This window comes from Luteibacter sp. P1_D3 (assembly GCF_056406135.1).
This window is the reverse complement of record NZ_JBFUAT010000023.1, coordinates 22,505-46,201: the sequence shown is the minus strand read 5'-3', so window position 1 is coordinate 46,201 and position 23,697 is coordinate 22,505. Positions and strand designations below refer to the sequence as shown.

Here is a 23,697-nt window from a genome sequence, read left to right as displayed (position 1 = left end):
GGAAGGCAAAGCCTAACGCCTTCCCGCGACGGGGGCCATGTATCAGCCTGCCCTTTCCAGCTGGAAACCCACGCCGTTCGCCAGCTCCATAAAGCCCGGGAACGAGGTGGCGACGTTGGCGCAGTCACCGATAGTGATCGGTGCCGAGGCCACGAGGCCGGCGATGGCGAAACTCATGGCGATGCGGTGATCGCCGTGGCTGTCGATCACGCCGCCGCCGATCGTACCGCCCTGGATCATGGCGCCATCCGGCAGCTCGTCGATCTTCACGCCACAGGCCTGCAGACCCGCGGCCATGCTGGCGATCCGATCCGATTCCTTCACACGCAGTTCGGCGGCGCCACGGATGGTGGTCAGGCCGTCGGCCACTGCGGCGGCGACGAACAGCGCGGGGAACTCGTCGATCATGTCCGGCACGATATCCAGTGGCAACGCCACGCCATGCAATCGGCGATAACGGACGACGAGATCGCCGATGTCTTCACCGCCACTGCTCCGCTCGTTCTCCACCGAGATGTCGGCGCCCATCAGTTCGAGCGCAGCCAGCAGACCGGTGCGACGCGGATTCAGGCCCACGCCTTTCAGGCGAAGCTCCGAACCGGGCACGATGCACGCCGCGACGATGAAGAACGCCGCCGAGGAGATGTCCGCCGGCACGTCCACGTCGACAGCGTGCAACGTATGCCCGCCTTCGACCGTCGCCTTGCCCGGCGAATACTCGATCGGCCAGCCGAAGGCCTTGAGCATGCTTTCGGTGTAGTCGCGCGTCGGGTGCGGCTCGATAACTTCCGTCTTGCCCTCGGCGTACAGGCCGGCCAGCAACAGTGCCGACTTGATCTGCGCACTGGCGACGGGCGGGTGGTACGTGATGCCCTTGAGCTTCGCACCGCCATGGATACGAAGCGGCGGCCTGCCATCGTCCGTGTCGATCGACGCACCCATCGTGGCGAGCGGATCGGTCACGCGGCGCATGGGCCGGCGCGACAGCGACTCGTCGCCGACCAGGGTCGCGTCGAAAGCCTGGCCCGCCAGCAACCCCGCGAGCAGGCGCATCCCCGTACCCGCGTTGCCGCAGTCGAGTGGCTCGGTCGTACCGCGCAACCCGTGCAGGCCCACGCCATGGACCCGACGCTCGCCCGGTGCCGGTGTCTCGAAACGCACGCCGAGCTTCCCGAGGATGGCCGCGGTGGCGCGCGTGTCCTCGCCCTCGAGGAAGCCACGAATATGCGACGTGCCTTCCGCCAGTGCGCCGAACATCAGGGCGCGATGCGAAACGGACTTGTCACCGGGCACGATGACATCACCACGCAAGGCACAGACAGCGGCGCGACTCAGCCAATCCAGGCGGGTCATGGCAGGTTCTCCAGAAGACGTTGCAGCTCGGCACGACTACCGACACTGATCCGCACGGTGTGCGGCAGGCGGTAACCGCCCATCGGACGGACGATCACGCCACGTTCGAAAAGATGCGCTTCGAAGGCGGCGGCGTCGCGACCGAGGTCGACGAGCAGGAAGTTGGTTTGCGAAGGCAGCACACGGAGGCCACGGGCGGCGAGCTCATCGGCCAGCCATGCGCGGTCACGATGATTGGTTTCGCGGACGCGCGCGCGATGCTCATGATCGCCAAGCGACGCTTCCGCCGCCGCCAGTGCGACACCGTTGACGTTGAACGACTCACGCAGGCGCTCGCACACGGCGGCCACGGACGGATGACTGAGCATGTAACCGATACGCAGGCCCGCCAGCGCATACGCCTTGGAAAACGTGCGCGTGACGATGAGATTCGGAAAACGGCCGAGCAGGTGCATCGCCGTGCTCAGACCCGCGGCATCCACGTATTCGTGGTACGCCTCATCGACGACGACGAGCGCATGCGCCGGCACCTTGCCGAGGAAATCCTCGAGTGCGGCGTCGGTGAACCAGGTGCCCGTCGGGTTGTTCGGATTGGCGAGGTAGACCAATCGCGTCGACGGCGTCACCGCGGCCGCTATCGCATCGAGGTCGTGGCCATACGGTGCCTCCGGATGATCGGCAGGCAAGGCCGACACGGCGACGGAGGGCGCGCCAGCCGCGGCCGCGGCGATCGGAAACACCGCGAAGCCGTACTGCGAATGCACGACCGGGTGGTCGGCATCCGCGAAGCACTGCGCCAGCAGCATCAGCAACTCATGCGAGCCGTTACCCAGCGTGATGCCGGAGACCGGCACACCGAGTTCGCTCGACAAGCGGTGCTTCAGCGCCGCGCCAAGCGGATCGGGATAGCGCCAGATGTCTTCCAGGACACGTGTCGCGGCGCGCATGGCGAGCGGGCTGGGGCCCAACGGGTTCTCGTTGGAACCCAATTCGGACAACACGGCACCGAACTGCAGGCGCAGTGCCGGAAGGTCATGACCGGGATCGTACGCACGCAGGGCCGACGTCGCCCGGTTGGCGAGCGTGGCCGCATCGAACGCGGCGGTCATGGCAAGGCGACAGGGTAGGAGCCGAGCACGCGGACATCCGCGGCGGCCGGTTTCATCTCGTCGAGTGCCGCCTGCAGCGCGGCATCGTCCACATGACCGGACACGTCGATGAAGAAGGCGTACTGCCACTTACCGGTGTGTGCCGGGCGCGATTCGATGCGATTCATGCTGATGTCATGGCGTGCGAGCGGGCTGAGTACGTCGTAGAGCGCACCGGGCTTGTCCTTCACCGACACGAGCAGCGACGTGCGATCGTTGCCCGAGGGCGGAAAAATCGAACGGCCGATGACGAGGAAGCGCGTGGTGTTGTCCGAGCGATCCTCGATCGGTCCGGCGATGGTCTTCAGGCCGTAGACGCGACCCGCCGTCTCACCGGCGATCGCCGCGGATTCCGGCGCAAGGCGCGCCATGCGCGCGGCTTCGGCGTTGCTCGATACCGGTACGCGCTCGGCATCCGGCAGGTTCACGCGCAGCCACGCCTGGCACTGCTGCAGCGACTGCGGATGCGAGTACACGCGCTTGACGTCCTTCAGTTCGCCACTGAGCGAGAGCAGGTTCTGGTGGACACGCAACTCCACCTCACCACAGATGGTCGCCTTGGACACGAGGAACATGTCCAGGGTCATCTGGATCATGCCCTGCCCCGAGTTCTCCACCGGCACCACGCCGAAATCGGCGTTGCCGGCAGCCACTTCCTGGAACACTTCCTCGATGCTGCCCAGCGGCAGGCCGTACGCGGCGTGTCCGAAATGCTTGCGCACCGCCTGCTCACTGAAGGTGCCCTCGGGACCGAGGAAGCCGATCTTCAACGGCTGCTGCTGCGAAAGGCAGGACGACATGATCTCGCGGAACAGTCGTACCAGTTCGGCGTTCGGCAACGGGCCATCGTTGCGATCGATCACACCGCGCAACACCTGCGCTTCCCGTTCGGGTCGGTAATACTCCACCGCCGCCTTCAACGGGCCCTTGGCCCGGCCGACCTGCTGGGCCCAACGGGCACGCTCACTGATGAGCGACTGCAGTTGCTGGTCGATGCTGTCGATGCGCGTACGCGCTTCGACGAGCGTGGCTTGTTTGTCGGCAGGGGTCTTACTCATGGACGTCCAGGCGGCTAAGTGGTTGCAAATGAAACGGTTACCACCGCAACTGCCATGCTGCAGTGCGGTGACCCCCGACTTTAACCGTGCTTCGCCGCAAAGTCCCGCATGAAGTTCACAAGCGCATCCACGGCCTCCTGCGGAACCGCGTTGTACAACGACGCGCGCATGCCACCGACGGCCTTGTGTCCCTTCAGTGCAAGCAGGCCCGCAGCCTCGGATTTCGCAAGAAAAGCCGCATCCAGCGCACTGTCGTGCAGGGTGAATGGCACATTCATCCGCGAACGCGCATTCACGGCAACCGGGCTGCGATAGAAACCGCCGGAGTTCTCGAACGCGTCATAGAGGGTTTTCGCCTTGCGCGCGTTGCGCTCGCCCATAGCGGCGAGACCGCCCTGCGTCTCCAGCCATTCGAAGGTGAGACCGGCGAGGTACCAGCCCCAGGTGTTGGGCGTGTTGAGCATGGAGTCGTTGGCCGCGTGCTCGGCGTAGCGGAAGATCTTCGCCATCGGCCGCCCCTTGCGCGCCAGCAGGTCGTCGCGAATGATCATCACCACAAGACCGGACGGACCGATGTTCTTCTGCGCGCCAGCGTAGATCAGGCCGAACTTCGCCACGTCCACCGGTTCGCTGAGGATGTTCGACGACATGTCGGCAACCAGCGGCACGTCACCGACGTCGGGTACGTCGTGGAATTCCACGCCGTGGATCGTTTCGTTCGGCGTGTAGTGCACGTACGAGGCGGCCGGATCGAGGACCCAGCTCTCGCGCGGCGGGAGGTCGAGGTAGTGCGCGGCCTCGGAGCTGCCCGCAACACGGGCGTTGATGTAAGGCGCCGCTTCACGCACGGCTTTCTCACCCCAGTGCCCGGTCACGATGTAGTCGGCACTGTCACCTTCGGCGGCGAGGTTCATCGGGATCTGGGCGAAATGCTGCGTGGCACCGCCCTGCAGGAACAACACCTTGTAACCCGCCGGTACGCCGAGCAGACGTCGCAGGCGCTCTTCCGCGGTCGCTGCCAGCTGCATGAAGGCCTTGCCGCGATGGGACAGTTCCATGACGGAAGCGCCCGATCCGTTCCAGTCGAGCATCTCGGCCTGTGCGCGTTTCAATACGGCTTCGGGTAGCGCCGCCGGTCCGGCGCTGAAATTCCAGGCTCTGCTCACTTCGTCTCGTCCACGGGGAAGGTCCCCGCATTATGCCGCTCAAAAATGGACGAACAGCACCATGGCGATGCCTAAAGCGAGGATGGCTGCCGTCAGGATCAACCACCACACCTCGCCCCGCGGGCCGGCCACGTCCTCGGGAAACGAGACGTCCGGCTCGGGCTCGGGCATGACGACCACCGGTTCGGCGGACCAGCCGGGGCCGTCGAGCACGAAGCGATGCGCTGCCAGGCCGATCTGGTCGCCGGGCTGCAGTGCGGCACGCACGACCTTGACCCCGTTGACCCGCACGGCATGCCGTGCGGGAACGCGCGAGCCATCGAGCATCAGCTCGCCGTCGTCCCAGGCCAGTACCAGCAGCGCCGCGTCGTTGCCGGGCAACTCCAGCGGCAAGGCACCGTGGGTGGCGCCCAGTTCGAGGCGATCGCCCACCGGGATGGTACGGCCGGACAACGGACCGGCCACCGGGCGCAGGGCCACGGTGCAGCGGGCATCGGTCGGTTCGGTCAGATCACGGGCATCCACATCCGCATCGTCGCGAATGAGCATGCGGCAGTCGCCCAGGGAAAGGCTGTCGCCGGCGCGCAGGAGCGCGCGCTCACGCACGGGACGCGCATTGACGTAGACGCGGCCGGCCTCGGGAAATACGGACAACACCAGACCGCGACGGTCGCGATGGATGCGGACGTGGTTGGCGGCTACCTGGCTCTCGGAAACGACGAGGTCGTTATCGTCGGCGCGACCGATCGTGAGGACGGGCCGTGACCAGTGGAAATCACCGCGAGCCGAGCTGACGAATTCGATGCGCATGGAGGAACCGGGACGTTGACGAAGCGACTTTAGCAGAGTGCGGTATCTGTTTGAACGCAAAGGTGTCGCTGTCTGTGTCGACGTCACGTGACGCCGGGCCTGATAGACTCCGGCGCTTTCCACTGGACGAGGACGCCCCATGGCGAAGATCGATATCCGCCGCCCGCACGGCAAGACCGTCGCCGAGGCGCGCGCCGTGGTCGAACGGGTGGCCGACCGCATGCGTGAGAAGTTCGGTACCGAAGGCGCCTGGGAGGGCGACACCCTCACCTTCCAGCGCTCAGGCGTCAAAGGCGCCATCGCCGTTTCCCCCAGCGACGTGCACGTGACCGCCAAACTGGGCATGCTCCTGTCGCCGCTGAAGGGCACGATCGAAGAAGAGATCCGCAAGAAGCTCGACGAGCAGTTCGCCTGAGCCCCGGCTGGCCCGCGAGGGCCGGCTATGGCATACTAATGGACTTATGCGGCCATTCCGGCCGTTCATCCGACCCGGAACACATGGCAAAAGACGACGTCATCGAAATGGAAGGCACGGTCCAGGAGACCTTGCCCAACACCATGTTCCGCGTACAGCTCGAGAACGGGCATGTCATTACTGCCCACATCTCCGGCCGTATGCGTAAGCATTACATCCGCATCCTGACGGGCGATAAGGTGAAGGTCGAAATGACCCCCTACGACCTGACCAAGGGTCGCATCACCTACCGCATGAAATAAGCGAGTCTGATGCGATAACGAGAAAGGCCGCGCAGTGCGCGGCCTTTTTTCGTGCCTTCTGTAGGAGCCGATTCATCGGCGATGCCTAACTGTGTCGCGAGCACCCATCGCCGATGAATCGGCTCCTACCGAGCTAGCTCTGTAGGAGCCGTTTCCGCGGCCTTATGCGGTCACGTGCGCCGGCTCGGCCGACTCCGTTTCCACGTGCAGCTCGTCGCCCTCGACCGAGAGGGTCACCTTGCCACCTTCGGCCAGCTTGCCGAAGAGCAGCTCGTCCGCCAGTGCGCGCTTGACCTTGTCCTGGATCACGCGGGCCATCGGACGGGCACCCATCTGCGGATCGAAGCCGTGCTCGGCCAACCAGCGGCGGGCCTCCGGCGTTACATCCACACTGACCTTCTTCTCGGTCAACTGGGCTTCCAGCTCGATCAGGAACTTGTCCACCACGCGCAGGATGTGGTCGAAGTCCAGTGCGTTGAACTGGATGATCGCGTCCAGACGGTTGCGGAACTCCGGCGTGAACATACGGCGCAGGGTCTCCATGGCATCCGGTGCGTGGTTCTGCTTCATGAAGCCGATGCCGCGACGCGACGCCAGCTGGGCGCCGGCATTCGTGGTCATGACGATCACGACGTTCTTGAAGTTGGCCTCGCGACCGTTCGTGTCCGTCAGCACACCGCGATCCATGACCTGAAGCAGGATGTTGTAGACGTCCGGATGTGCCTTCTCGATTTCGTCCAGCAACAGCACGCAGTGCGGATGCTTGGTGATCTGCTCGGTGAGCAGGCCACCCTGGTCGAAGCCGACGTAGCCCGGAGGGGCACCGACCAGGCGCGAGACCGAATGCGCTTCCATGTACTCGGACATGTCGAAGCGAACCATCTCGATACCCAGCTGCATGGCGAGCTGCTTGGTGACTTCCGTCTTGCCGACGCCGGTGGGGCCGGCGAGCAGGAAGCTGCCGATCGGCTTGGACGGATCACCCAGGCCCGAACGCGCCATCTTGATCGACGAGGCCAGGGCCTCGATCGCCGCGTCCTGACCGAACACGACCATCTTCAGGTTGCGCTCGAGGTTACGCAGCACGTCACGATCCGACGCCGAAACCTGCTTGGCGGGGATACGCGCCATCTTGGCGACGATGTACTCGATCTCGGCGACGTCCACCTTGCCGGTCCGCTGATCTTCCGGGAGCAGGCGCTGGCGGGCACCGGCTTCATCGATGATGTCGATGGCCTTGTCCGGCAGCAGGCGGTCGGGAATGTGCTTGACCGCCAGGTCCACCGCGGCGCGAATCGCCTCATTCGTGTATTCCACGGAATGGTGCTCTTCGAAGCGGCTCTTCAGGCCCTTCAGGATCTCGATGGAGTCGGCCACGGTGGGCTCGACCACGTCGATCTTCTGGAAGCGACGAGCCAGCGCGCGGTCCTTCTCGAACACACCACGGAATTCCTGGAACGTGGTCGAACCGATGCAACGCAGTTCACCCGAGGCCAGCATCGGCTTGATCAGGTTGGAGGCGTCCATGGTGCCGCCCGACGCGGAACCCGCACCGATGATGGTATGGATCTCATCGATGAAGAGGATCGTGTTCGGCTGCTTCTTGAGCTGGGCGATGACCGACTTCAGGCGCTTTTCGAAGTCACCACGGTACTTGGTGCCGGCAACCAGGGCGCCGAGGTCCAGTGACCAGATCGTGCAGTCTTCCAGCACTTCCGGCACCTGGCCTTCGACGATGCGCTTGGCCAGACCCTCGGCCAGGGCGGTCTTGCCCACGCCGGCCTCACCCACGTAGAGCGGGTTGTTCTTGCGACGGCGGCACAGAACCTGGATGGTCCGCTCGACTTCGTCGTTACGGCCGATCAACGGGTCGATCTTGCCCTGGATGGCAAGCTCGTTCAGGTTGCTGGCGTATTCGCTGAGCGGATTGCCCTTGCCCTCGCCGCCTTCCTCGCCATCCCGCTCGGGGCTGGACGAAGGAGCGGCCGACTCGTCACCGATCTTGGCGATGCCGTGCGAGATGTAATTGACCACGTCCAGGCGCGTAATTTCTTGCTGGTGCAGGAAATACACGGCATGGGAGTCCTTTTCGCCGAAGATGGCGACCAGCACGTTAGCGCCGGTGACTTCCTTCCGACCCGAGGACTGCACGTGGTAGACGGCGCGCTGGAGCACCCGCTGGAAGCCCAGCGTGGGCTGCGTATCGCGCTCGTCCCCGGCCGGAAGCACCGGCACGGTCTCGGCGATGATCCGCTGGAGATCGGCCGCGAGGCGCGGCAGATCGACGCCACAGGCGCGCAGGGCGGCCAGGGCGGAGGTGTTTTCAGTCAAGGCAAGCAGCAGGTGCTCGACCGTCATGAATTCGTGGCGCTGTTCCCGGGCCTGCTTGTAGCAGTGCCCGATGGTGACTTCGAGATCCTTGCTGAACATACGGACCGTCTCCGATAGCTGTGGGCGGCGGGGACCAGCCCCTGTCATTGCCGCATGAACACCAGATGGGGGATCAGCTACATCTTTTCCATAGTGCACAACAGCGGGTGCTGATGAGACCGTGAGTATTCGTTGACCTGGGTCACCTTGGTTTCTGCCACCTCGCGAGTGAAAACGCCGCACACGCCCTTGCCTCGGGTATGAACGTGGAGCATGACCTGGACCGCACGCTCCTGATCCATGCCAAAAAAGCTGCGCAAAACCTCGATCACGAAATCCATCGGGGTGAAGTCGTCGTTGAGCAGGACGACCTGGAACAGTGGCGGTCGTGCCGTTTCCGGACGCGTCGTTTCAATGGCGAGGCCATGGCCCCGGTCGCTTTCCTGATCGTGTTCGTGTTCCTGGGACATTAATTAAGAACCTTCGGTACGCGATTCGATTATATACACCGGTTTCCCGACCACTTTGGGGTCGACATCCACAGGTAATGGCACAATATGCCTTTTACCAGAGCCCCCCTCCCCCCAATAAGCCGATGCCATCCTCACTTTCTCAGGCCGAATCTGTCTGGTGCCCCCGTGTCACGGTGGCCTGCGTGGTCGCGCGTGGCGATCGCTTCCTGATCGTCGAGGAGGAGATTTTCGGTGAGCTCGCCTACAACCAGCCCGCCGGCCACCTCGATCCGGGCGAAGCGATCCCGTCCGCCGCGGTCCGCGAGACCCTGGAAGAAACCGGGTACACGATCGCCCTGGATGCCTTCCTCGGGGTCTGGCAGTGGACCAGCCATGAGCATGGCGATCAGGTCCTGCGCTTCAGTTTCGCCGGCCACGTGGTGTCCCATGACCCCGATCGGGTCCTGGACGAGGGCATCCGTCGCGCCTTGTGGCTGCGCCGGGACGAGATCGAGGCCATGGGGCCCCGTCTGCGCAGCCCGCTGATCATGCGGACCATCGACGCCTGGCTGGACGGCCGGCGCCTGCCCCTGGATACCGTGGAAAGCCTGCTGCCCGGACTGACGCCGTGAAAGTGATCCTCGGCGTCTCCGGCGGCGTGGACTCCTCCGTCGCGGCACTGCTGCTCCAGCAGAGCGGGCACGAGGTCGAAGGCATGTTCATGCAGAACTGGGAGGAAGACGACCGCTCCGGCCCCTGCACCACCGACGACGACCGCAGGGACGCCGTAGCCGTCTGCGGCCGCCTGGGCATCCCGTTCCACGCGCGCAACTTCGCCGGCGAGTACTGGGACGGCGTGTTTGCTTACTTTCTCGCCGAGTACGCGGCAGGCCGCACGCCCAATCCGGACGTGCTCTGCAACCGCGAGATCAAGTTCAAGACCTTCCTGGAGCACGCCCAGGCCCTGGGCGCGGAAAAGATCGCGACCGGCCATTACGCACGCGTGGATTTCCAGGATGGGCGCTATCGCCTGCTGCGCGCCGTGGATGCGGCCAAGGACCAGAGCTACTTCCTCCACGCGCTCGGCCAGACGCAGCTGGCGGCCACGCTCTTTCCGGTGGGCGAGATCGAGAAGCCGCTGGTCCGCGAGCTGGCCCGTGAGGCCAACCTGCCGACCCATGCCAAGAAAGACTCCACCGGCATCTGCTTCATCGGCGAGCGCGATTTCCGCGCCTTCCTTGCCCAATACCTTCCGGCGAAGCCGGGTGCGATGGTCGATCCGGACGGCCGTGTCATCGGCGAGCATCAGGGCGTCATGTATTACACGCTGGGCCAGCGCAACGGCCTGGGTATCGGCGGCCGCGCGGATGCGCCGAACGAGCCGTGGTACGTGGTCGGCAAGGATGTCGAGACGAATACCCTGATCGTGGCCCAGGGCGGCGAAAACCGTTGGCTGCAGTCCACGCGGCTCACCGCCACCGACGTGACCTGGGTGGCCGGCGAGCCGCCCGGCTTCGACGTCTCGTGTGACCTCGGTGTCGAGCCCCCGAGCGCCCTGTTCCGCTGCACCGCCAAGACGCGCTACCGCCAGGCCGACCAGGCCTGCACGGTCGAGCTGCGCGGCGACACACTGCATGTCAGCTTCGACGAACCCCAACGCGCCGTGACGCCCGGCCAGTCCGTGGTGCTCTACGACGGCGAGGCCTGCCTCGGCGGCGCCGTGATTTCAGCGACCGACGCCCCCTACGGCGGCCTCGCCGCATGAACGGCGCAACCGCAAGGGCAGCAACGGCTCGGGAAACAACGGCTCGGGTAGGAGCCGATTTATCGGCGATGGGTGCTCGCGCCGACTCCCGACACTGCGCTCCGCAGGGATCGCCGATAAATCGGCTCCTACAAAATCCCCACTCCCTTTTTGAGTTTTTCCGATGAACGAAGAACGCGTCCTCGCACTTGCCGGGGTCTTCCAGGGCGCTGCCCTGGCCCAGCAGCTGGCCACCGATGGCCGCTGCGACGACGTGGCGTTCGAGTCCAGCCTCGCCAGTGTCTTCCGGATCGACGCCGATTCGGTGGCCTCGGTCTATGGTGGAGTGGGTGGCGTGCGCCGTGGCCTGCGCACGCTGGTTGCCCAGTTCGAAGACGAGACGCGCGACGTCGCCGTCATGCGCATGGCGATCACCGTGCTTCGCCTCGAGCGTTCACTGGCGCGTAACCGTCCCGTGCTCGACCGCTTGCGTGAAGGCATCGTCGCCACCCAGCGCCAGGTCGAACACTTCGGCATGAACCACGCGAACGTCACAGCACGACTGGCCGAGGTATACGCCTCCACACTCTCCACGCTGAAGCCGCGCGTGATGGTGACCGGAACGCCGGCACACCTGCAGCAGAAAGCCAACGTGGATCGCGTGCGCTCGGCATTGCTGGCTTCGGCGCGCTCAGCGGTGCTCTGGCATCAGCTCGGCGGCCGGCAATGGCAACTGCTCATCTATCGGAAGCAGTGCGCGATGCTGGCGCGTGGGTTGCTGACGGGGTCGACGCTGGAAGGCGGCGGTTAGAGCATCGCCGATGAATCGGCGCCCACATAAATCGGCTTTTGGCTGATAAATCGGCTCCTACCGAGCGGTAGCGGCGTCGAGGCCGGGAATCGTCCCGGCCAGCTCGCGCAACAGATCGCCGAAGCGCGCCAGGTCGTCCCGCCATGGCGTCGCGCTTCGCCAATAGAGCGCAATATGCCGCCCCGGTCGGGCACCCTCGACAGCCGCCAGGACGACGTTGGGAATCGACCCAAGCCGGTCGTGTGCAAGGATCGGCACCAGCGTGTAGCCGCCACGCAGGGCGACCAGGGTCGCCAGGCTTTCGATACTCAGGTCCTGGATACGCTCCGGACGCGCCGCCCCTGGCATGCCGAGATCCGACACCCCGTTGCCATGGCTTTCGGCCATCAGGGTCGCGTCGGCAGCATCCAGCTCGGTGAGGGCGATGGCGCTACGCCCGGCCAGCGCATGCCCTGCCTGCAGCAACAGCTCATAGGGCTCGAAGAAGAGCGCGGTCGAATCGAGCCCGGTGATCGTGGCGCTGGGCGGCGCCAGGACCGCATCGAGCTCACCTTCGTGAAGACGCCGAAGCAAGCCTCGTGGTTTGCCCTCGGAGATGGTCAGTCGTGCGCCCGGAAAACGCTGGGGAAACGGCTCGATGAAATGGGGCAGCAGGTAGGGACCCAGGGTGGAGGGCACGCCGAGCCGCAGTTCGCTGCCGAAGGCGATGTCGCCAGCCCGGGCCGCGTGCTCCAGATGCTCGGCCGCCCCCAGCACGGCCTCGATGTAGCCGAGCAGCCGCTGACCGCTGGTCGTGGGCACGACCCGCCGGCCGCCCCGCTCGAACAAGGGCATGCCCAGCGCCTGCTCCACCTTCTGTACCTGGTGCGAGAGGCCGGAGGGACTGATGTACATGGCGCGGGCCGCGCTGTTGAAGCTGCCTTCGCGGGCCACGGCCTGGACCAGCGCGAGGTCGCGCAACGACACCGATGAGAGGGCCATCGAAATCATCGAACGCTGCATGCCATCAAATACGTTTGCGCCCATCGTCCGCCCGCTCCATCCTTTCGCCGCCGAATTCGCGCGGCCTGCGCCACGAACCCGCCATTCTAGCCGGTCACCGGTCTCACGGCGGTCGCACGCAGGGACCAGACTGCGCGATAATCGACGCTTTGGCGCCTCCCCAGGGGGCGTCAGGCCTCCCCAGCTTAAGAACACGCCAGGAGTACAGCATGAAAGACTCGTTCTCAGTCCGAGACAGCATCGAAGTCAACGGCAAGCGCCACACCATCGCCAGCCTGGCCAAGTTCGGCGACAAGTTCGACATCAAGCGCCTGCCCTACTCGATGAAGATCCTCCTGGAGAACCTTCTCCGCCAGGAAGACGGCCTGAACGTCACCTCGAAGGAAATCGAGGCGGTGGCCAAGTGGGACGCCAAGGCCGAGCCGGACATCGAAATCTCCTTCATGCCCGCCCGCGTGGTCCTGCAGGATTTCACCGGTGTGCCCTGCGTTGTCGATCTGGCCGCGATGCGCGATGCCGTCGCCAAGCTCGGCGGCGACCCGAACAAGATCAACCCGCTGGCGCCGGCCGAACTGGTCATCGACCACTCGGTGCAGGTCGACGCGTTCGGTTCGGAAGGCGCGCTGGAACAGAACGTCGAGATCGAGTTCGAGCGTAACCAGGAGCGTTACTCGTTCCTGCGCTGGGGCCAGAAGGCGTTCAACAACTTCAAGGTCGTGCCGCCGCGCACCGGCATCGTTCACCAGGTGAACCTGGAGAACCTCGCCCGCGTCGTCTTCACCGCCGATGTCGACGGCGAGTCGTTCGCCTATCCGGATACCGTGTTCGGTACCGATTCGCACACCACCATGATCAACGGCCTGGGCGTGCTCGGCTGGGGCGTGGGCGGTATCGAAGCCGAAGCCGCCATGCTCGGCCAGCCGTCGTCCATGCTGATCCCGCAGGTCGTCGGCTTCCGCCTGACCGGCAAGCTCAGCGAAGGCGTCACCGCGACCGACCTGGTCCTGACCGTCACCCAGATGCTGCGCAAGCTCGGCGTCGTCGGCAAATTCGTCGAGTTCTTCGGCGAAGGTCTGCCGAACCTGCCGCTGGCCGATCGCGCGACGATCGCCAACATGGCCCCGGAATACGGCGCAACCTGCGGCATCTTCCCGATCGACCAGGAGTCGCTGAACTACATGCGTCTTTCGGGTCGTGACGAGGCGCAGATCACCCTGGTCGAAACCTATGCCAAGGCCCAGGGCCTCTGGTACGACGCGAACACGCCGGATGCCGAGTTCACCACGACGCTCGAGCTCAACCTCGCCGACGTGCGTCCGTCGATGGCCGGCCCGAAGCGTCCGCAGGATCGCGTCCTGCTCGAAGGCGTGAAGGACAGCTTCCTCGATGCCGTCGGTCCGCTCACGATCAACCGCAAGCCGAAGAACGGCGACGTCGCCCGCTTCAGCAATGAAGGTGGCGGCACGGCCGTCGGCAACGACGCCAACAACGTCAGCAGCGACGGCGTGCTCGTCGAGAAGGACGGCCAGTCCTTCCGCATCAACGACGGCTCGGTCGTGATCGCCGCGATCACCTCGTGCACCAACACGTCCAACCCGGCCGTCATGCTCGCCGCCGGCCTGGTCGCCAAGAAGGCTGCCGCGCGTGGCCTGACCTCCAAGCCGTGGGTCAAGCCCTCGCTCGGACCAGGCTCGCTGGTCGTGACCGAATACCTGAAGAAGACCGGCCTGCTCGAGGAACTCGAGAAGGTGAACTTCTTCGTGGTCGGCTACGGCTGCACCACCTGTATCGGCAACTCCGGCCCGCTGCCGGCCGAGATCAGCAAGGGTATCGCCGAGGGCGACCTCGCCGTGGCCTCGGTGCTCTCCGGCAACCGTAACTTCGAAGGCCGCGTGCACCCCGAAGTGAAGATGAACTACCTGGCGTCGCCGCCGCTGGTCGTCGCTTATGCGCTGGCCGGCACGCTGAACATCGACCTGACCAAGGATCCGATCGCCAACGGTAGCGACGGCCAGCCGGTGTACCTCAAGGACATCTGGCCGACCAACAAGGAAGTCTCCGATGCGATCGCCGGTGCGATCAATCCGCAGATGTTCAAGGACAGCTACGCCGACGTGTTCAAGGGCGACAGCCGCTGGAATGCCATCGCCTCGCCGGATGGCCAGACCTACGCCTGGGACGACTCCACGTACATCAAGAACCCGCCCTACTTCGACGGCATGTCCGCCGAGGCCGGCACGATCGAGGACATTCACGGCGCGCGCGCCATGGGCATCTTCGGTGACTCGATCACCACCGACCACATTTCGCCGGCCGGCTCGATCAAGAAGGACTCCCCGGCGGGTCGCTTCCTGATCTCCAAGGGCGTCGAGCCGAAGGACTTCAACTCCTATGGTTCGCGTCGCGGCAACGATGACGTCATGGTCCGCGGTACGTTCGCCAACATCCGCATCAAGAACCTGATGCTCGACGGCGTCGAAGGTGGCTTCACGAAGCACATCCCGACCGGCGAAGAAATGGCGATCTACGACGCGGCCATGAAGTACAAGGCCGACGGCACGCCGCTGGTGGTCCTCGCCGGCAAGGAATACGGCACCGGCTCGTCGCGTGACTGGGCGGCCAAGGGCACCCTGCTGCTCGGCGTCAAGGCCGTGATCACCGAGAGCTTCGAGCGCATCCACCGCTCCAACCTGGTCGGCATGGGCGTGCTGCCCTGCCAGTTCCAGGAAGGCGAGAACGCGCAGACGCTCGGCCTGAAGGGCGACGAAGTGTTCGACATCACCGGCCTCAACGGCGGCGAATCGAAGACGGCGACGGTCAAGGCCACGCGTCCGGATGGTTCGGTCAAGGAGTTCACCGTCAAGGTGCTCCTGCTGACTCCGAAGGAGCGCGAGTTCTTCCGCCACGGCGGCATCCTGCAGTACGTGCTTCGCCAGCTGGCGAAGGCGGCGTAAGAAGCCCCACGGAAACGCCCCGGTGAAAGCCGGGGCGTTTTTTTGTGGCTGATGCCCCTGTTGCAGCCGTGCGCCCGCTTTAGGTAGGAGCCGATTCATCGGCGATGGGTGCTCGCGACACGGTTAGAAATCGCCGATGAATCGGCTCCTACCGAGCGGGGTACGGTGACTTAGAGAGCCTTCTTCCAGGTGGCGGTAAAACAGCGCCACTCGCCACCCTCCTTCCGCCAGCCCGTTTCCACCTGGTACGCGCCAGCGTTGTCCGGAAGAACGCCCGCACCTGCGGTGAGCGTCGCGGTGAACGTCGCAACCATGCGTTCGCCGCGCCGTTCGATCGTCGTGGGGCCCATCAGGACGTGGATCGACTGCCCACGCAGCGCATAGAAGCGCACGAGGTTGGCCAGCGAGCGCTTGTCCAGCTCCCCGATGTTGCCATCGAAGTCGTCCGTGAGCACCTCCACGGCATCGCTGGCCTTGGCAGCCTCTGCGCCCGCGACCGTCGCGGCGATCGCTTTGCGCACCTGTTCCTCGTCCGGCGTATGCCGACAGCCGGCCAGTGCCGACAACAGCAGAAATGCCAGTGCTATCCAGGGTTTCGACATCGTGTTATCCCTTGTGCTGTCTCGTTGCGTTGCGGCTTGCCGCTATACGCGCGCGTATGCTCCAATGCCGCGATCGTACGACAGGCCGCCGTACGACTGTCCTTTCAGGAGTTCGTCCGATCCATGAGCATTGAGCGTCCGTGGCTTGACCACTATCCGGCCGGCATTCCCGCCGACATCGACGTCAACGCGTACCGCTCCGTGGCGGCCGTCTTCGAAGAGTCCTTTCAGAAATTTCGTGATCGCCCTGCCTATAAGAACTTCGGCAAGGTCCTCACCTACGGGCAGATCGACGAGCTGTCCGCCGCGTTCGCGGGCTACCTCTCCGGCGAACTCGGCCTGAAGAAGGGCGATCGCCTGGCGATCATGCTGCCGAACCTGCTTCAGTACCCGATCGTGCTGTTCGGCGCCCTGCGCCTCGGCCTGACCGTCGTGAACACCAACCCGCTGTACACCACCCGCGAACTGCATCACCAGTTGGAAGATTCCGGCGCGAAGGCGCTGGTCGTGCTCGACAACTTCGCCGCGACCGCCGAGCAGGCGCTGGACGGCACCCAGGTGAAGAACGTCATCACCACGGCCGTCGGCGACATGATCGGGTTCCCCAAGGGGAACATCATCAACTTCGTGGTCAAGAGCATCCGCAAGGAAGTGCCCGCATTCAAGCTGCCGATGGCCGTCCGTTTCAGGGATGCGCTCGCCCGCGGCAAGTCCCACCCGATACCGAAGACCGACGTCGGCCACGACGATATCGCCTTCCTGCAGTACACCGGTGGCACCACCGGCGTCGCCAAGGGCGCGATGCTCACCCATCGCAACATGGTCGCCAACATGCTCCAGGCCGATGCCTGGATCAGCGGCTCGGCCAAGATGGGTGAGGAAATCATCGTCACCGCGCTGCCGCTGTACCACATCTTCTCGTTGACGGCGAACGGCCTGGTCTTCACGCGCATGGGCGCGCTGAACTTGCTGATCACCAATCCGCGTGACATGAAGGGCTTCGTCAAGGAGCTCTCGAAGGAGCGCTTCACAGCGATCACCGGCGTCAACACCCTGTTCAACGGGCTGCTCAACACGCCGGGCTTTGCCGACCTCGATTTCTCCGGCCTGCATCTGTCGCTCGGCGGCGGCATGGCCGTGCAGCGCGCCGTGGCGGAACGCTGGAAGAAGACCACCGGCATCACGCTTGCCGAGGCCTACGGCCTGACTGAAACCTCGCCGGCCGCCTGCATCAATCCGCTCGACCTGAAGGAATACAACGGCTCGATCGGCCTTCCGATCCCTTCCACCTATGTGCAGATCTGGACCGATGACGGCCAGGTGCTACCCATCGGTGAAGTCGGCGAGCTGTGCATCAAGGGCCCTCAGGTGATGAAGGGCTACTGGAACCGCCCCGACGAAACCGCCAAGGTGCTCGACGCGAACGGCTGGCTGCGTACCGGCGACATTGCGCGCATGGACGCCAACGGTTACGTCTACATCGTCGATCGCAAGAAGGACATGATCCTGGTCTCGGGCTTCAACGTGTACCCGAACGAGATCGAGGACATCGTCATGGCGCATCCGGGCGTGGCCGAAGTGGCCGCCGTCGGCGTCGACGACGAGCATTCGGGCGAAGTGGTGAAGATCTTCGTGGTCCGCAAGGATCCGGCGCTCACCGAAGAAGCCCTGCGCGAGTACTGCCGCGAGAATCTCACGGGCTACAAGCGCCCCAAGCAGATCGAATTCCGCGACGCATTGCCGAAGACCAACGTGGGCAAGATCCTTCGTCGCGAATTGCGCGATGAGGATCGGGCGAAGCGGAAAGCGGCCCAGTCCTGATAAGACGACAAAGCCCCGCCTTGAGCGGGGCTTTTTTTATGCATCACCGAAGAGCATCGCCGATGAATCGGCTCCTACCGAGCAGGGGATCGCCGTCTGCCTCGTCCCGCTAGGTAGGAGCCGATTTATCGGCGATGGGTGCTAGCGATCAATCGTCAGTCCACGCCTCGAGCGTATCCGCATATCCCCCCAGCAACTCCCACAACGGGGCCTGCTTGTCCTCGGGGATGAGGGTATAAGCCATACCGATCTGCCGCGCCGAAACGCGGGCGACCATGGCTTCCATATGAATATGCAGGTCATGGCCGAAGACCATGTCGAGGATCCAGGTCTGGCCGGGCTCGCCGCGCCAGCCGAGCGGGCGACGCAGCATGGCGCCGGTCGCCGAAATGTCGACCAGGTCGGTGGGGTGTGCTTCGCCGCCGCGGCTCATCAGGACCGCGGTCTGCACCTTCATCCGCGCGTGGCGATAGCGCATGTTTGAACTCTCCTTGTCAGACATCTGCTGCATTTCCATCCATTTCGGTTCCTGCTGGACCTTATACGTCGAGTTCGGCATGACCGCACCCCGTACGACTTACGTTTCGTGTCACAAACGGACACATTAGCGCAGTCGTAGGGTTCGCCCGCAACACCGGCGTTCACTCGCTTCCGCGCGTCTTCAGCACACCCGCGCGGACCAGGGCACCGGCGCCGAAGCGCTCGTTGATCCGGTCCTGCACGCCATCGGAGCGTTTTTCCGAGACCGGCGCGGCGAACATGTCCTGTTGTTCATCGCTGTGCCGGGCATCGAACCCCGAAAGCGTCACACCGAGCAAGCGAAGCCTCGGTCGTGGATGCTGGTTCCACCAGACCTGAAGCAAGCGACGTGCCACCGCATAGATATCCGGTGTCGCGTTGCCGGGAACCGGCAACTGCGCCTGCCGGCTGTGAGTGACGAAGGGCGGCTCACGCAGCTTTACCGACACCGTCCGGGCGTCCACGCCGCGCGACCGCGCCCTCGCCCCTACCCGCTCGCACTGGCGCAGGAGCCATGCCTCGGCGATCGGCAGTTCGTCCACGTCGACATCGAAGGTCCATTCCGAACCGATCGACACTTCCGGCGCGTCCGTGACCACGGCCCGCCGGTCCTCGCCGAGGCACAACTGACGCAGTTGGGCAGCATGACGCTCACCGACGGCCTTGTTCAGCCGCCAGGCATCCGCGCGGATCAGGTCGCCAATGGTGCGGATACCGACCTTGTGCAGGGATTCCTCAGCCACCTTGCCGACCGTCCACATGCGTCCGATCGGCAGCGGGTCGAGGTAGCCCTGCACTTCCCCGGGATGGATGTGCAGGAAGCCATCCGGCTTGGACAACTCGCTGGCCAGCTTGGCGAGCAGCTTGTTGTGCGCCATGCCGACCGAGGCGTTCAGGCCCGTACGCTCGCGAATGCTTTCCTTGACCCGACGCCCGATGGCCTCGATCGAGGCGAACAGGCGCAGGCTGGCCGTGACGTCGAGAAACGCCTCATCCAGGGAGAGCCCCTCGATCATCGGTGTGACCTCGCCGAACACCGAAAAGACGATCTCCGAAATTTCTGCGTAGCGGGCGTGACGAGGGAAGATATAGACGCCGTCCGGGCAGCGGCGGCGCGCCTCGGAGGTCGGCATGGCCGAACGGACCCCGTAGGTGCGCGCCACGTAGTTGCAGGTGGACACCACGCCGCGCCGCCCCAGCCCCGCCACGATCACGGGTTTGCCGACCAGGCTCGGGTCATCCAGCTCCTCCACGGACGCATAGAAAGCGTCCATGTCGACATGGATGATCGCGCGAGGGGCCTGCTGCATACCGATATTGTGCCGGAACCGCGGGACGCCCGGCAGGCAGGCCGCTGGACTTGGGCGGGCACAGGCGATACCCTGTGCTCAATCGGGTGAACTTATTCGGGCGTCGCGCCCTCACCGGTCCGTGTTTCGGGACCGTGAGCGGACCGCTCCCGACGATCTTTCACAGGCGGTGACCCTCCTGGGGTGTCCAGCGGCAATGCCCTTCGCTCGTCGGCGACGATGCGTGGCATGCCGGGCGAGGTGGCGGTATAGCCGCCGGACGGCATCGATTGTTACGTTCCTGGTCGCACTCGCGACCCTTCTGACGTGTGCCGATGACTAACGAGACAACCGAAGTTCAGGTAGTCGAAAAAACCCAGGGTGCCTTCGCAGGCGTCCCGCAGCAGCAGGAAATGCCCCTCGCGCTCGTGCGCGGGCAGCCTGTGCTGCAAATGCCGCAGGATCTGTACATCCCGCCGGACGCGCTCGAGGTCATCCTCGAATCGTTCGAAGGGCCGCTCGACCTGCTGCTTTACCTGATTCGCCGGCAAAACCTGGACATCCTCGACATCCCTGTGGCCGAAATCACCCGGCAGTACATGGATTACATCGACATGATGCGCGAGGTGATGCGACTGGAGCTCGCCGCGGAATACCTGCTGATGGCCGCGATCCTGGCGGAGATCAAGTCCAGGTTGCTGCTGCCCCGGCCACCGAGCGAGGAAGGCCTGGAGGACGATCCGCGCGCGGAGCTGGTTCGCCGCCTGCAGGAGTACGAACGGTTCAAGCGGGCCGCGGCCGATATCGAAGCCATGCCGCGCCTGGAACGCGATACCACCGTGGTGCACGCCTTCGTCGGCGAGCACAACGTGGTGCGCGTACCGCCCCCGCTCGACCTGAAGGAGATGCTGCTCGCGCTCAAGGACGTGCTCGGACGTGCCGATCTGTTCACGCACCATGCGATCCAGCGCGAACCGCTCAGCGTGCGCCAGCGCATGGGCGACCTGCTCGAATCATTGGGTCGCGGCGGGTTCCACCGTTTTGAAACGCTGTTCGACGTGACGGAAGGTCGACTCGGGGTCGTTGTCACCTTCCTCGCCATGCTCGAACTGGCCAAGGAAATGCTCGTCGAGATCGTCCAGGAAGAAGCCCTCGGGCCGATCTATCTGAAGACGAAGGTACTGAGTGATGCCGAGCCCGAAGAGGCGCTCGCCTGACGGCCCTTGAGGGCCACGAACATCGAACCGATCCGCGCGACCCGCGCGGTACACCCGAAGGCCTATGCAACCCGAACAACTGAAACCCATCGTGGAAGCGGCGCTGCTGGCGTCGACCCAGCCGATGACGATCGCGCAGTTGAAGGCGATCTTCGGCGACGAGGACGAAGTGACCACGGACGACATCGTGGTCGCGCTCGCCTCGCTGACGCACGACTGCGACGGCCGCGGCGTCGAGCTGATCGAAGTCGCCTCGGGCTGGCGTTACCAGGTCCGTCGCGATGTCCACGGCTGGGTGTCGCGCATGTGGTCCGAGAAACCCAGCCGCTACTCCCGTGCCTTGCTCGAAACACTGGCCCTGATCGCTTACCGCCAGCCGATTACCCGCCCGGAGATCGAACAGATCCGCGGCGTGGTGGTTTCCTCGAACATCATCAAGACGCTCGAGGAGCGCGAATGGATCCGCGTCGTCGGCCATCGCGACGTTCCTGGCAAGCCGGCCCTGTTCGGCACCACGCGGGGATTCCTCGACTACTTCAGCCTGAAGTCGCTGGACTCCCTGCCCCCGCTTTCCGAGATCCGCGATCTCGAGGAAATCAATCCGCAGCTGCGGTTCGACGGTGACGGCATCCCCGCGCATGCCCGCGTCGGCGCCACCCTCTCGATCGACCCGGACAACGAAAACGAAAGCCCAACGAATACCGAAGCATCCGATGATGTCGTGGCCGAGGCCATGACGATCGAAGAAACACCCGCTTCCGAGACCCCGTCCCCTGAGGACGAGACGGTCGAGGTCGCGAACCAGCTGCCTGCCGGCGACGACGTCGCCGCGGCTTCCGCCACTGCCGAAGAGGCAGAGAACCCCGAAAGCGACGTCGCCAAAGACGACGCTGAAGAAGATACCGAGGAGTCACGCGCATGAGTGCGCCGCAACGTTCCGTTCTATCCCTTAAGCGCGGCGAAAGCCGTCCCGACGATGGTGCCGTGCTCGAAGAGCGCCTGCACAAGGTCCTGGCCAACGCCGGCCTCGGCTCCCGCCGCATGCTCGAACAGCGCATCCAGGCCGGCGAAGTCGAAGTCAACGGCACCGCCGCGACCATCGGCGCCAGCGTCCACGCCGGTGACCGCGTCGTCCTCGACGGCAAGCAGTTCGTCGTCGCTACCGACAACCGCAACGACGCCGAAGTGATCGTCTACCACAAGCCGGAAGGCGTGGTGACCACGCGCGAAGACACCGAAGGCCGCCCCACCGTGTTCGAACAGCTGCCGCGCCTGAAGGGTGCGCGCTGGGTCGCCGTGGGTCGCCTCGACATCAACACCACCGGCCTGCTCCTGCTCACCACCGATGGCGAACTCGCCAACGCGCTGATGCATCCGAAGAGCGGCCTCGAGCGCGAGTACCTCTGCCGCGTCCACGGCGAAGTGCCCGACGAGACCATCGAACGCCTCAAGGCCGGTGTCGAACTCGAAGACGGCCCTGCCCGCTTCGACGAAATCGCCACCATCAGCCGTGGCGGTAGCCACAGCTGGTTCCGCGTAACCATCCGCGAGGGCCGCAACCGCGAGGTCCGTCGCCTGTGGGACTCGCAGGGCTTCCTGGTCAGCCGCCTCAAGCGCATCCGCTACGGCAGCGTGGAACTCCCGCGCGCCCTGCGTCGCGGCGACAGCGACAACCTCGACGAGACCGCGATCAAGGAACTGCGCGAGCGCGCAGGCCTCGGTGCGCCGGCTCCGGTGCTCACCCTGAGCGCCGTGGTCCATCAGCGCCGCGCACCGCGTCACGTCACCGAGTACAAGCCGGACGGCCGTCCGGCGGGTGCCTGGAGCTCGGGTCGTCACGACGAAGCCCGTGAACTGACTGCCTTCGATCGCCTGCGCGACGACAACCCGCGTGGCGGCCGTGGTGGCGCCGGCGGTGGTCGTGGTCGCCCCGGTGGCGGCGGTGGCCAGGGCGGCGCTCCGCGTCGCGAAGTGAACGGCAACGTCGCTCGTCCCGAGCGCGGTGGTGGTGGCGCGGCCGGTGGCCAGCGCTCGCGTCGCGTCGCGCCGGGTCAGGAACTGCCGTCGCCGCGCACCTGGTTCGCTGGCGACAGCCGTACCGGTGGTGGCAATGCCGCAGGCAATACCGCGGGCAACCGTGGCCCGCGTACGGGTGGCCGTAGCGGCGGCCCGGGTGCCGGTGGCGGCAATCGCGCCCCGGGCCAGGGTGGTCCGGGCCGTTCCGAAGGTAATCGCAGCGCCGGCGGTGGACGCTTCGAGGGCGGTGGCGCTCGCTTCGACGGCGGTGGCGGCGGTAATCGCGGCCCGCGTACGGGCGGCGCACCGGGCGGTGGCGGCAATCGCGCCCCGGGTGGCGGTGGCGGCTTCGGTGGCAACCGCGCGGCCGGTGGCGGCGGTGGCAATCGCGCCAGCGGTGGCGGTGCCAACGGCAATCGTGCGGGCGGCGGTGGTAATCGCGCGCCCGGCGGCGGCGGTGCACGTCCCGGCGGCAATCGCGGCGGTCGTCCCGGCGGCGGCGGTGGCCAGGGCGGCAATCGCAGCGGCGGTGGCGGCGGTGGCGGCGGTGGCAACCGCGGCGGCAACCGGTAAGCGACAGACCTAAACGGTAGGAGCCGATTCATCGGCAAAAAGCCAACGGAGCGGCGAAGCGGCAACGCCCATCGC

Annotated in this window: 21 protein-coding genes; 10 read left to right on the top strand and 11 right to left on the bottom strand. The window is 65.2% G+C overall.

Going from position 1 to position 23,697, the window contains the following annotated elements:
- Positions 1-42 precede the first annotated feature (42 nt).
- From aroA to AC1DYM_RS15255, 5 genes are all read right to left on the bottom strand, one after another.
- On the bottom strand, positions 43-1,353 hold the full coding sequence (aroA, locus tag AC1DYM_RS15275; RefSeq protein WP_477339717.1) for a 3-phosphoshikimate 1-carboxyvinyltransferase: 1,311 nt from the start codon (positions 1,351-1,353) through the stop codon (positions 43-45).
- Positions 1,350-2,462, bottom strand: coding sequence for a histidinol-phosphate transaminase (gene hisC, locus AC1DYM_RS15270; protein WP_477339715.1), 1,113 nt, complete (start codon positions 2,460-2,462; stop codon positions 1,350-1,352). Before hisC ends, aroA begins: the two co-directional genes overlap by 4 nt.
- On the bottom strand, positions 2,459-3,559 hold the full coding sequence (pheA, locus tag AC1DYM_RS15265; RefSeq protein WP_046966082.1) for a prephenate dehydratase: 1,101 nt from the start codon (positions 3,557-3,559) through the stop codon (positions 2,459-2,461). Before pheA ends, hisC begins: the two co-directional genes overlap by 4 nt.
- Before the next feature lie 80 nt (positions 3,560-3,639).
- Entirely contained in the window at positions 3,640-4,725 is a 1,086-nt protein-coding gene (serC, locus tag AC1DYM_RS15260; RefSeq protein WP_477339712.1) for a 3-phosphoserine/phosphohydroxythreonine transaminase, read from the bottom strand.
- A 39-nt stretch (positions 4,726-4,764) separates the two neighbouring features.
- Positions 4,765-5,535, bottom strand: a complete 771-nt coding sequence (locus tag AC1DYM_RS15255) for an FHA domain-containing protein (protein WP_477339710.1) — start codon at positions 5,533-5,535, stop codon at positions 4,765-4,767.
- Positions 5,536-5,674: 139 nt separating this feature from the next.
- On the opposite strand from AC1DYM_RS15255, the gene AC1DYM_RS15250 reads away from it, so the two are divergent.
- The gene (locus AC1DYM_RS15250) at positions 5,675-5,950 is read left to right on the top strand and encodes a polyhydroxyalkanoic acid system family protein (RefSeq protein ID WP_477339706.1); all 276 of its coding nucleotides are present in this window, start codon (positions 5,675-5,677) and stop codon (positions 5,948-5,950) included.
- Between the two features lie 83 nt (positions 5,951-6,033).
- Positions 6,034-6,252 (top strand): translation initiation factor IF-1, encoded by a 219-nt coding sequence (infA, locus tag AC1DYM_RS15245; protein WP_019466733.1) that lies wholly within the window; start codon positions 6,034-6,036, stop codon positions 6,250-6,252.
- A 162-nt stretch (positions 6,253-6,414) separates the two neighbouring features.
- Here infA and clpA read toward each other — a convergent pair whose 3' ends face one another.
- Both clpA and clpS read right to left on the bottom strand, forming a co-directional pair.
- Positions 6,415-8,682, bottom strand: a complete 2,268-nt coding sequence (clpA, locus tag AC1DYM_RS15240; RefSeq protein WP_477339704.1) for an ATP-dependent Clp protease ATP-binding subunit ClpA — start codon at positions 8,680-8,682, stop codon at positions 6,415-6,417.
- Between the two features lie 77 nt (positions 8,683-8,759).
- A complete protein-coding gene (clpS, locus tag AC1DYM_RS15235; RefSeq protein ID WP_046966087.1) occupies positions 8,760-9,092 on the bottom strand; it encodes an ATP-dependent Clp protease adapter ClpS in 333 nt (110 codons plus the stop codon).
- A 77-nt stretch (positions 9,093-9,169) separates the two neighbouring features.
- Between clpS and AC1DYM_RS15230 the strand changes: the two genes are divergently transcribed.
- The 3 genes from AC1DYM_RS15230 (at position 9,170) to hflD (ending at position 11,629) form a co-directional block, all read left to right on the top strand.
- Complete coding sequence (locus AC1DYM_RS15230) at positions 9,170-9,706, top strand: NUDIX hydrolase (RefSeq protein WP_477339702.1); 537 nt, start codon at positions 9,170-9,172, stop codon at positions 9,704-9,706.
- Positions 9,703-10,839 (top strand): tRNA 2-thiouridine(34) synthase MnmA, encoded by a 1,137-nt coding sequence (gene mnmA / locus AC1DYM_RS15225; protein ID WP_477339700.1) that lies wholly within the window; start codon positions 9,703-9,705, stop codon positions 10,837-10,839. The genes AC1DYM_RS15230 and mnmA overlap by 4 nt, the downstream gene beginning before the upstream one ends.
- 163 nt (positions 10,840-11,002) lie before the next feature.
- Positions 11,003-11,629 carry a high frequency lysogenization protein HflD gene (gene hflD, locus AC1DYM_RS15220; protein ID WP_477339698.1) on the top strand — a complete coding sequence of 209 codons (627 nt, stop codon included), beginning with the start codon at positions 11,003-11,005 and terminating at the stop codon, positions 11,627-11,629.
- A 57-nt stretch (positions 11,630-11,686) separates the two neighbouring features.
- On the opposite strand, the gene AC1DYM_RS15215 is transcribed toward hflD, so the two are convergent.
- The gene (locus AC1DYM_RS15215) at positions 11,687-12,631 is read right to left on the bottom strand and encodes a LysR family transcriptional regulator (protein ID WP_477339772.1); all 945 of its coding nucleotides are present in this window, start codon (positions 12,629-12,631) and stop codon (positions 11,687-11,689) included.
- A gap of 209 nt (positions 12,632-12,840) precedes the next feature.
- Here AC1DYM_RS15215 and acnA point away from each other — a divergent pair, with 209 nt between their 5' ends.
- Positions 12,841-15,585 carry an aconitate hydratase AcnA gene (gene acnA, locus AC1DYM_RS15210; protein ID WP_046966091.1) on the top strand — a complete coding sequence of 915 codons (2,745 nt, stop codon included), beginning with the start codon at positions 12,841-12,843 and terminating at the stop codon, positions 15,583-15,585.
- Between the two features lie 170 nt (positions 15,586-15,755).
- Here acnA and AC1DYM_RS15205 read toward each other — a convergent pair whose 3' ends face one another.
- Positions 15,756-16,187 carry a hypothetical protein gene (locus tag AC1DYM_RS15205; protein ID WP_477339696.1) on the bottom strand — a complete coding sequence of 144 codons (432 nt, stop codon included), beginning with the start codon at positions 16,185-16,187 and terminating at the stop codon, positions 15,756-15,758.
- A 123-nt stretch (positions 16,188-16,310) separates the two neighbouring features.
- On the opposite strand from AC1DYM_RS15205, the gene AC1DYM_RS15200 reads away from it, so the two are divergent.
- Complete coding sequence (locus tag AC1DYM_RS15200; protein ID WP_477339694.1) at positions 16,311-18,008, top strand: AMP-binding protein; 1,698 nt, start codon at positions 16,311-16,313, stop codon at positions 18,006-18,008.
- Positions 18,009-18,156: 148 nt separating this feature from the next.
- Here the strand turns inward: AC1DYM_RS15200 and AC1DYM_RS15195 are convergent, their stop codons facing one another.
- Both AC1DYM_RS15195 and dinB read right to left on the bottom strand, forming a co-directional pair.
- On the bottom strand, positions 18,157-18,525 hold the full coding sequence (locus AC1DYM_RS15195) for a PilZ domain-containing protein (protein WP_046966152.1): 369 nt from the start codon (positions 18,523-18,525) through the stop codon (positions 18,157-18,159).
- A 124-nt stretch (positions 18,526-18,649) separates the two neighbouring features.
- Positions 18,650-19,837 (bottom strand): DNA polymerase IV, encoded by a 1,188-nt coding sequence (dinB, locus tag AC1DYM_RS15190; protein WP_477339691.1) that lies wholly within the window; start codon positions 19,835-19,837, stop codon positions 18,650-18,652.
- Positions 19,838-20,229: 392 nt separating this feature from the next.
- On the opposite strand from dinB, the gene AC1DYM_RS15185 reads away from it, so the two are divergent.
- The 3 genes from AC1DYM_RS15185 to AC1DYM_RS15175 all read left to right on the top strand — a co-directional run bounded on the left by AC1DYM_RS15185 (position 20,230) and on the right by AC1DYM_RS15175 (position 23,622).
- Positions 20,230-21,033, top strand: a complete 804-nt coding sequence (locus AC1DYM_RS15185) for a segregation and condensation protein A (protein WP_219811414.1) — start codon at positions 20,230-20,232, stop codon at positions 21,031-21,033.
- A gap of 64 nt (positions 21,034-21,097) precedes the next feature.
- The gene (gene scpB, locus AC1DYM_RS15180) at positions 21,098-21,955 is read left to right on the top strand and encodes an SMC-Scp complex subunit ScpB (RefSeq protein WP_477339689.1); all 858 of its coding nucleotides are present in this window, start codon (positions 21,098-21,100) and stop codon (positions 21,953-21,955) included.
- Positions 21,952-23,622 (top strand): pseudouridine synthase, encoded by a 1,671-nt coding sequence (locus AC1DYM_RS15175; RefSeq protein ID WP_477339687.1) that lies wholly within the window; start codon positions 21,952-21,954, stop codon positions 23,620-23,622. The genes scpB and AC1DYM_RS15175 overlap by 4 nt, the downstream gene beginning before the upstream one ends.
- Positions 23,623-23,697: the final 75 nt, after the last annotated feature.

Coding starts and splice junctions, on each gene's coding strand:
- acnA (WP_046966091.1), top strand. CDS start 12,841: ATGAAAGACTCGTTCTCAGTCCGAGACAGCATCGAAGTCAACGGCAAG.
- aroA (WP_477339717.1), bottom strand. CDS start 1,353: ATGACCCGCCTGGATTGGCTGAGTCGCGCCGCTGTCTGTGCCTTGCGT.
- AC1DYM_RS15205 (WP_477339696.1), bottom strand. CDS start 16,187: ATGTCGAAACCCTGGATAGCACTGGCATTTCTGCTGTTGTCGGCACTG.
- hflD (WP_477339698.1), top strand. CDS start 11,003: ATGAACGAAGAACGCGTCCTCGCACTTGCCGGGGTCTTCCAGGGCGCT.
- hisC (WP_477339715.1), bottom strand. CDS start 2,462: ATGACCGCCGCGTTCGATGCGGCCACGCTCGCCAACCGGGCGACGTCG.
- dinB (WP_477339691.1), bottom strand. CDS start 19,837: ATGCAGCAGGCCCCTCGCGCGATCATCCATGTCGACATGGACGCTTTC.
- infA (WP_019466733.1), top strand. CDS start 6,034: ATGGCAAAAGACGACGTCATCGAAATGGAAGGCACGGTCCAGGAGACC.
- clpS (WP_046966087.1), bottom strand. CDS start 9,092: ATGTCCCAGGAACACGAACACGATCAGGAAAGCGACCGGGGCCATGGC.
- scpB (WP_477339689.1), top strand. CDS start 21,098: ATGCAACCCGAACAACTGAAACCCATCGTGGAAGCGGCGCTGCTGGCG.
- AC1DYM_RS15230 (WP_477339702.1), top strand. CDS start 9,170: ATGGCACAATATGCCTTTTACCAGAGCCCCCCTCCCCCCAATAAGCCG.
- AC1DYM_RS15185 (WP_219811414.1), top strand. CDS start 20,230: ATGCCCCTCGCGCTCGTGCGCGGGCAGCCTGTGCTGCAAATGCCGCAG.
- AC1DYM_RS15215 (WP_477339772.1), bottom strand. CDS start 12,631: ATGCAGCGTTCGATGATTTCGATGGCCCTCTCATCGGTGTCGTTGCGC.
- pheA (WP_046966082.1), bottom strand. CDS start 3,559: ATGAGTAAGACCCCTGCCGACAAACAAGCCACGCTCGTCGAAGCGCGT.
- AC1DYM_RS15200 (WP_477339694.1), top strand. CDS start 16,311: ATGAGCATTGAGCGTCCGTGGCTTGACCACTATCCGGCCGGCATTCCC.
- AC1DYM_RS15255 (WP_477339710.1), bottom strand. CDS start 5,535: ATGCGCATCGAATTCGTCAGCTCGGCTCGCGGTGATTTCCACTGGTCA.
- clpA (WP_477339704.1), bottom strand. CDS start 8,682: ATGTTCAGCAAGGATCTCGAAGTCACCATCGGGCACTGCTACAAGCAG.
- AC1DYM_RS15195 (WP_046966152.1), bottom strand. CDS start 18,525: ATGGAAATGCAGCAGATGTCTGACAAGGAGAGTTCAAACATGCGCTAT.
- AC1DYM_RS15175 (WP_477339687.1), top strand. CDS start 21,952: ATGAGTGCGCCGCAACGTTCCGTTCTATCCCTTAAGCGCGGCGAAAGC.
- AC1DYM_RS15250 (WP_477339706.1), top strand. CDS start 5,675: ATGGCGAAGATCGATATCCGCCGCCCGCACGGCAAGACCGTCGCCGAG.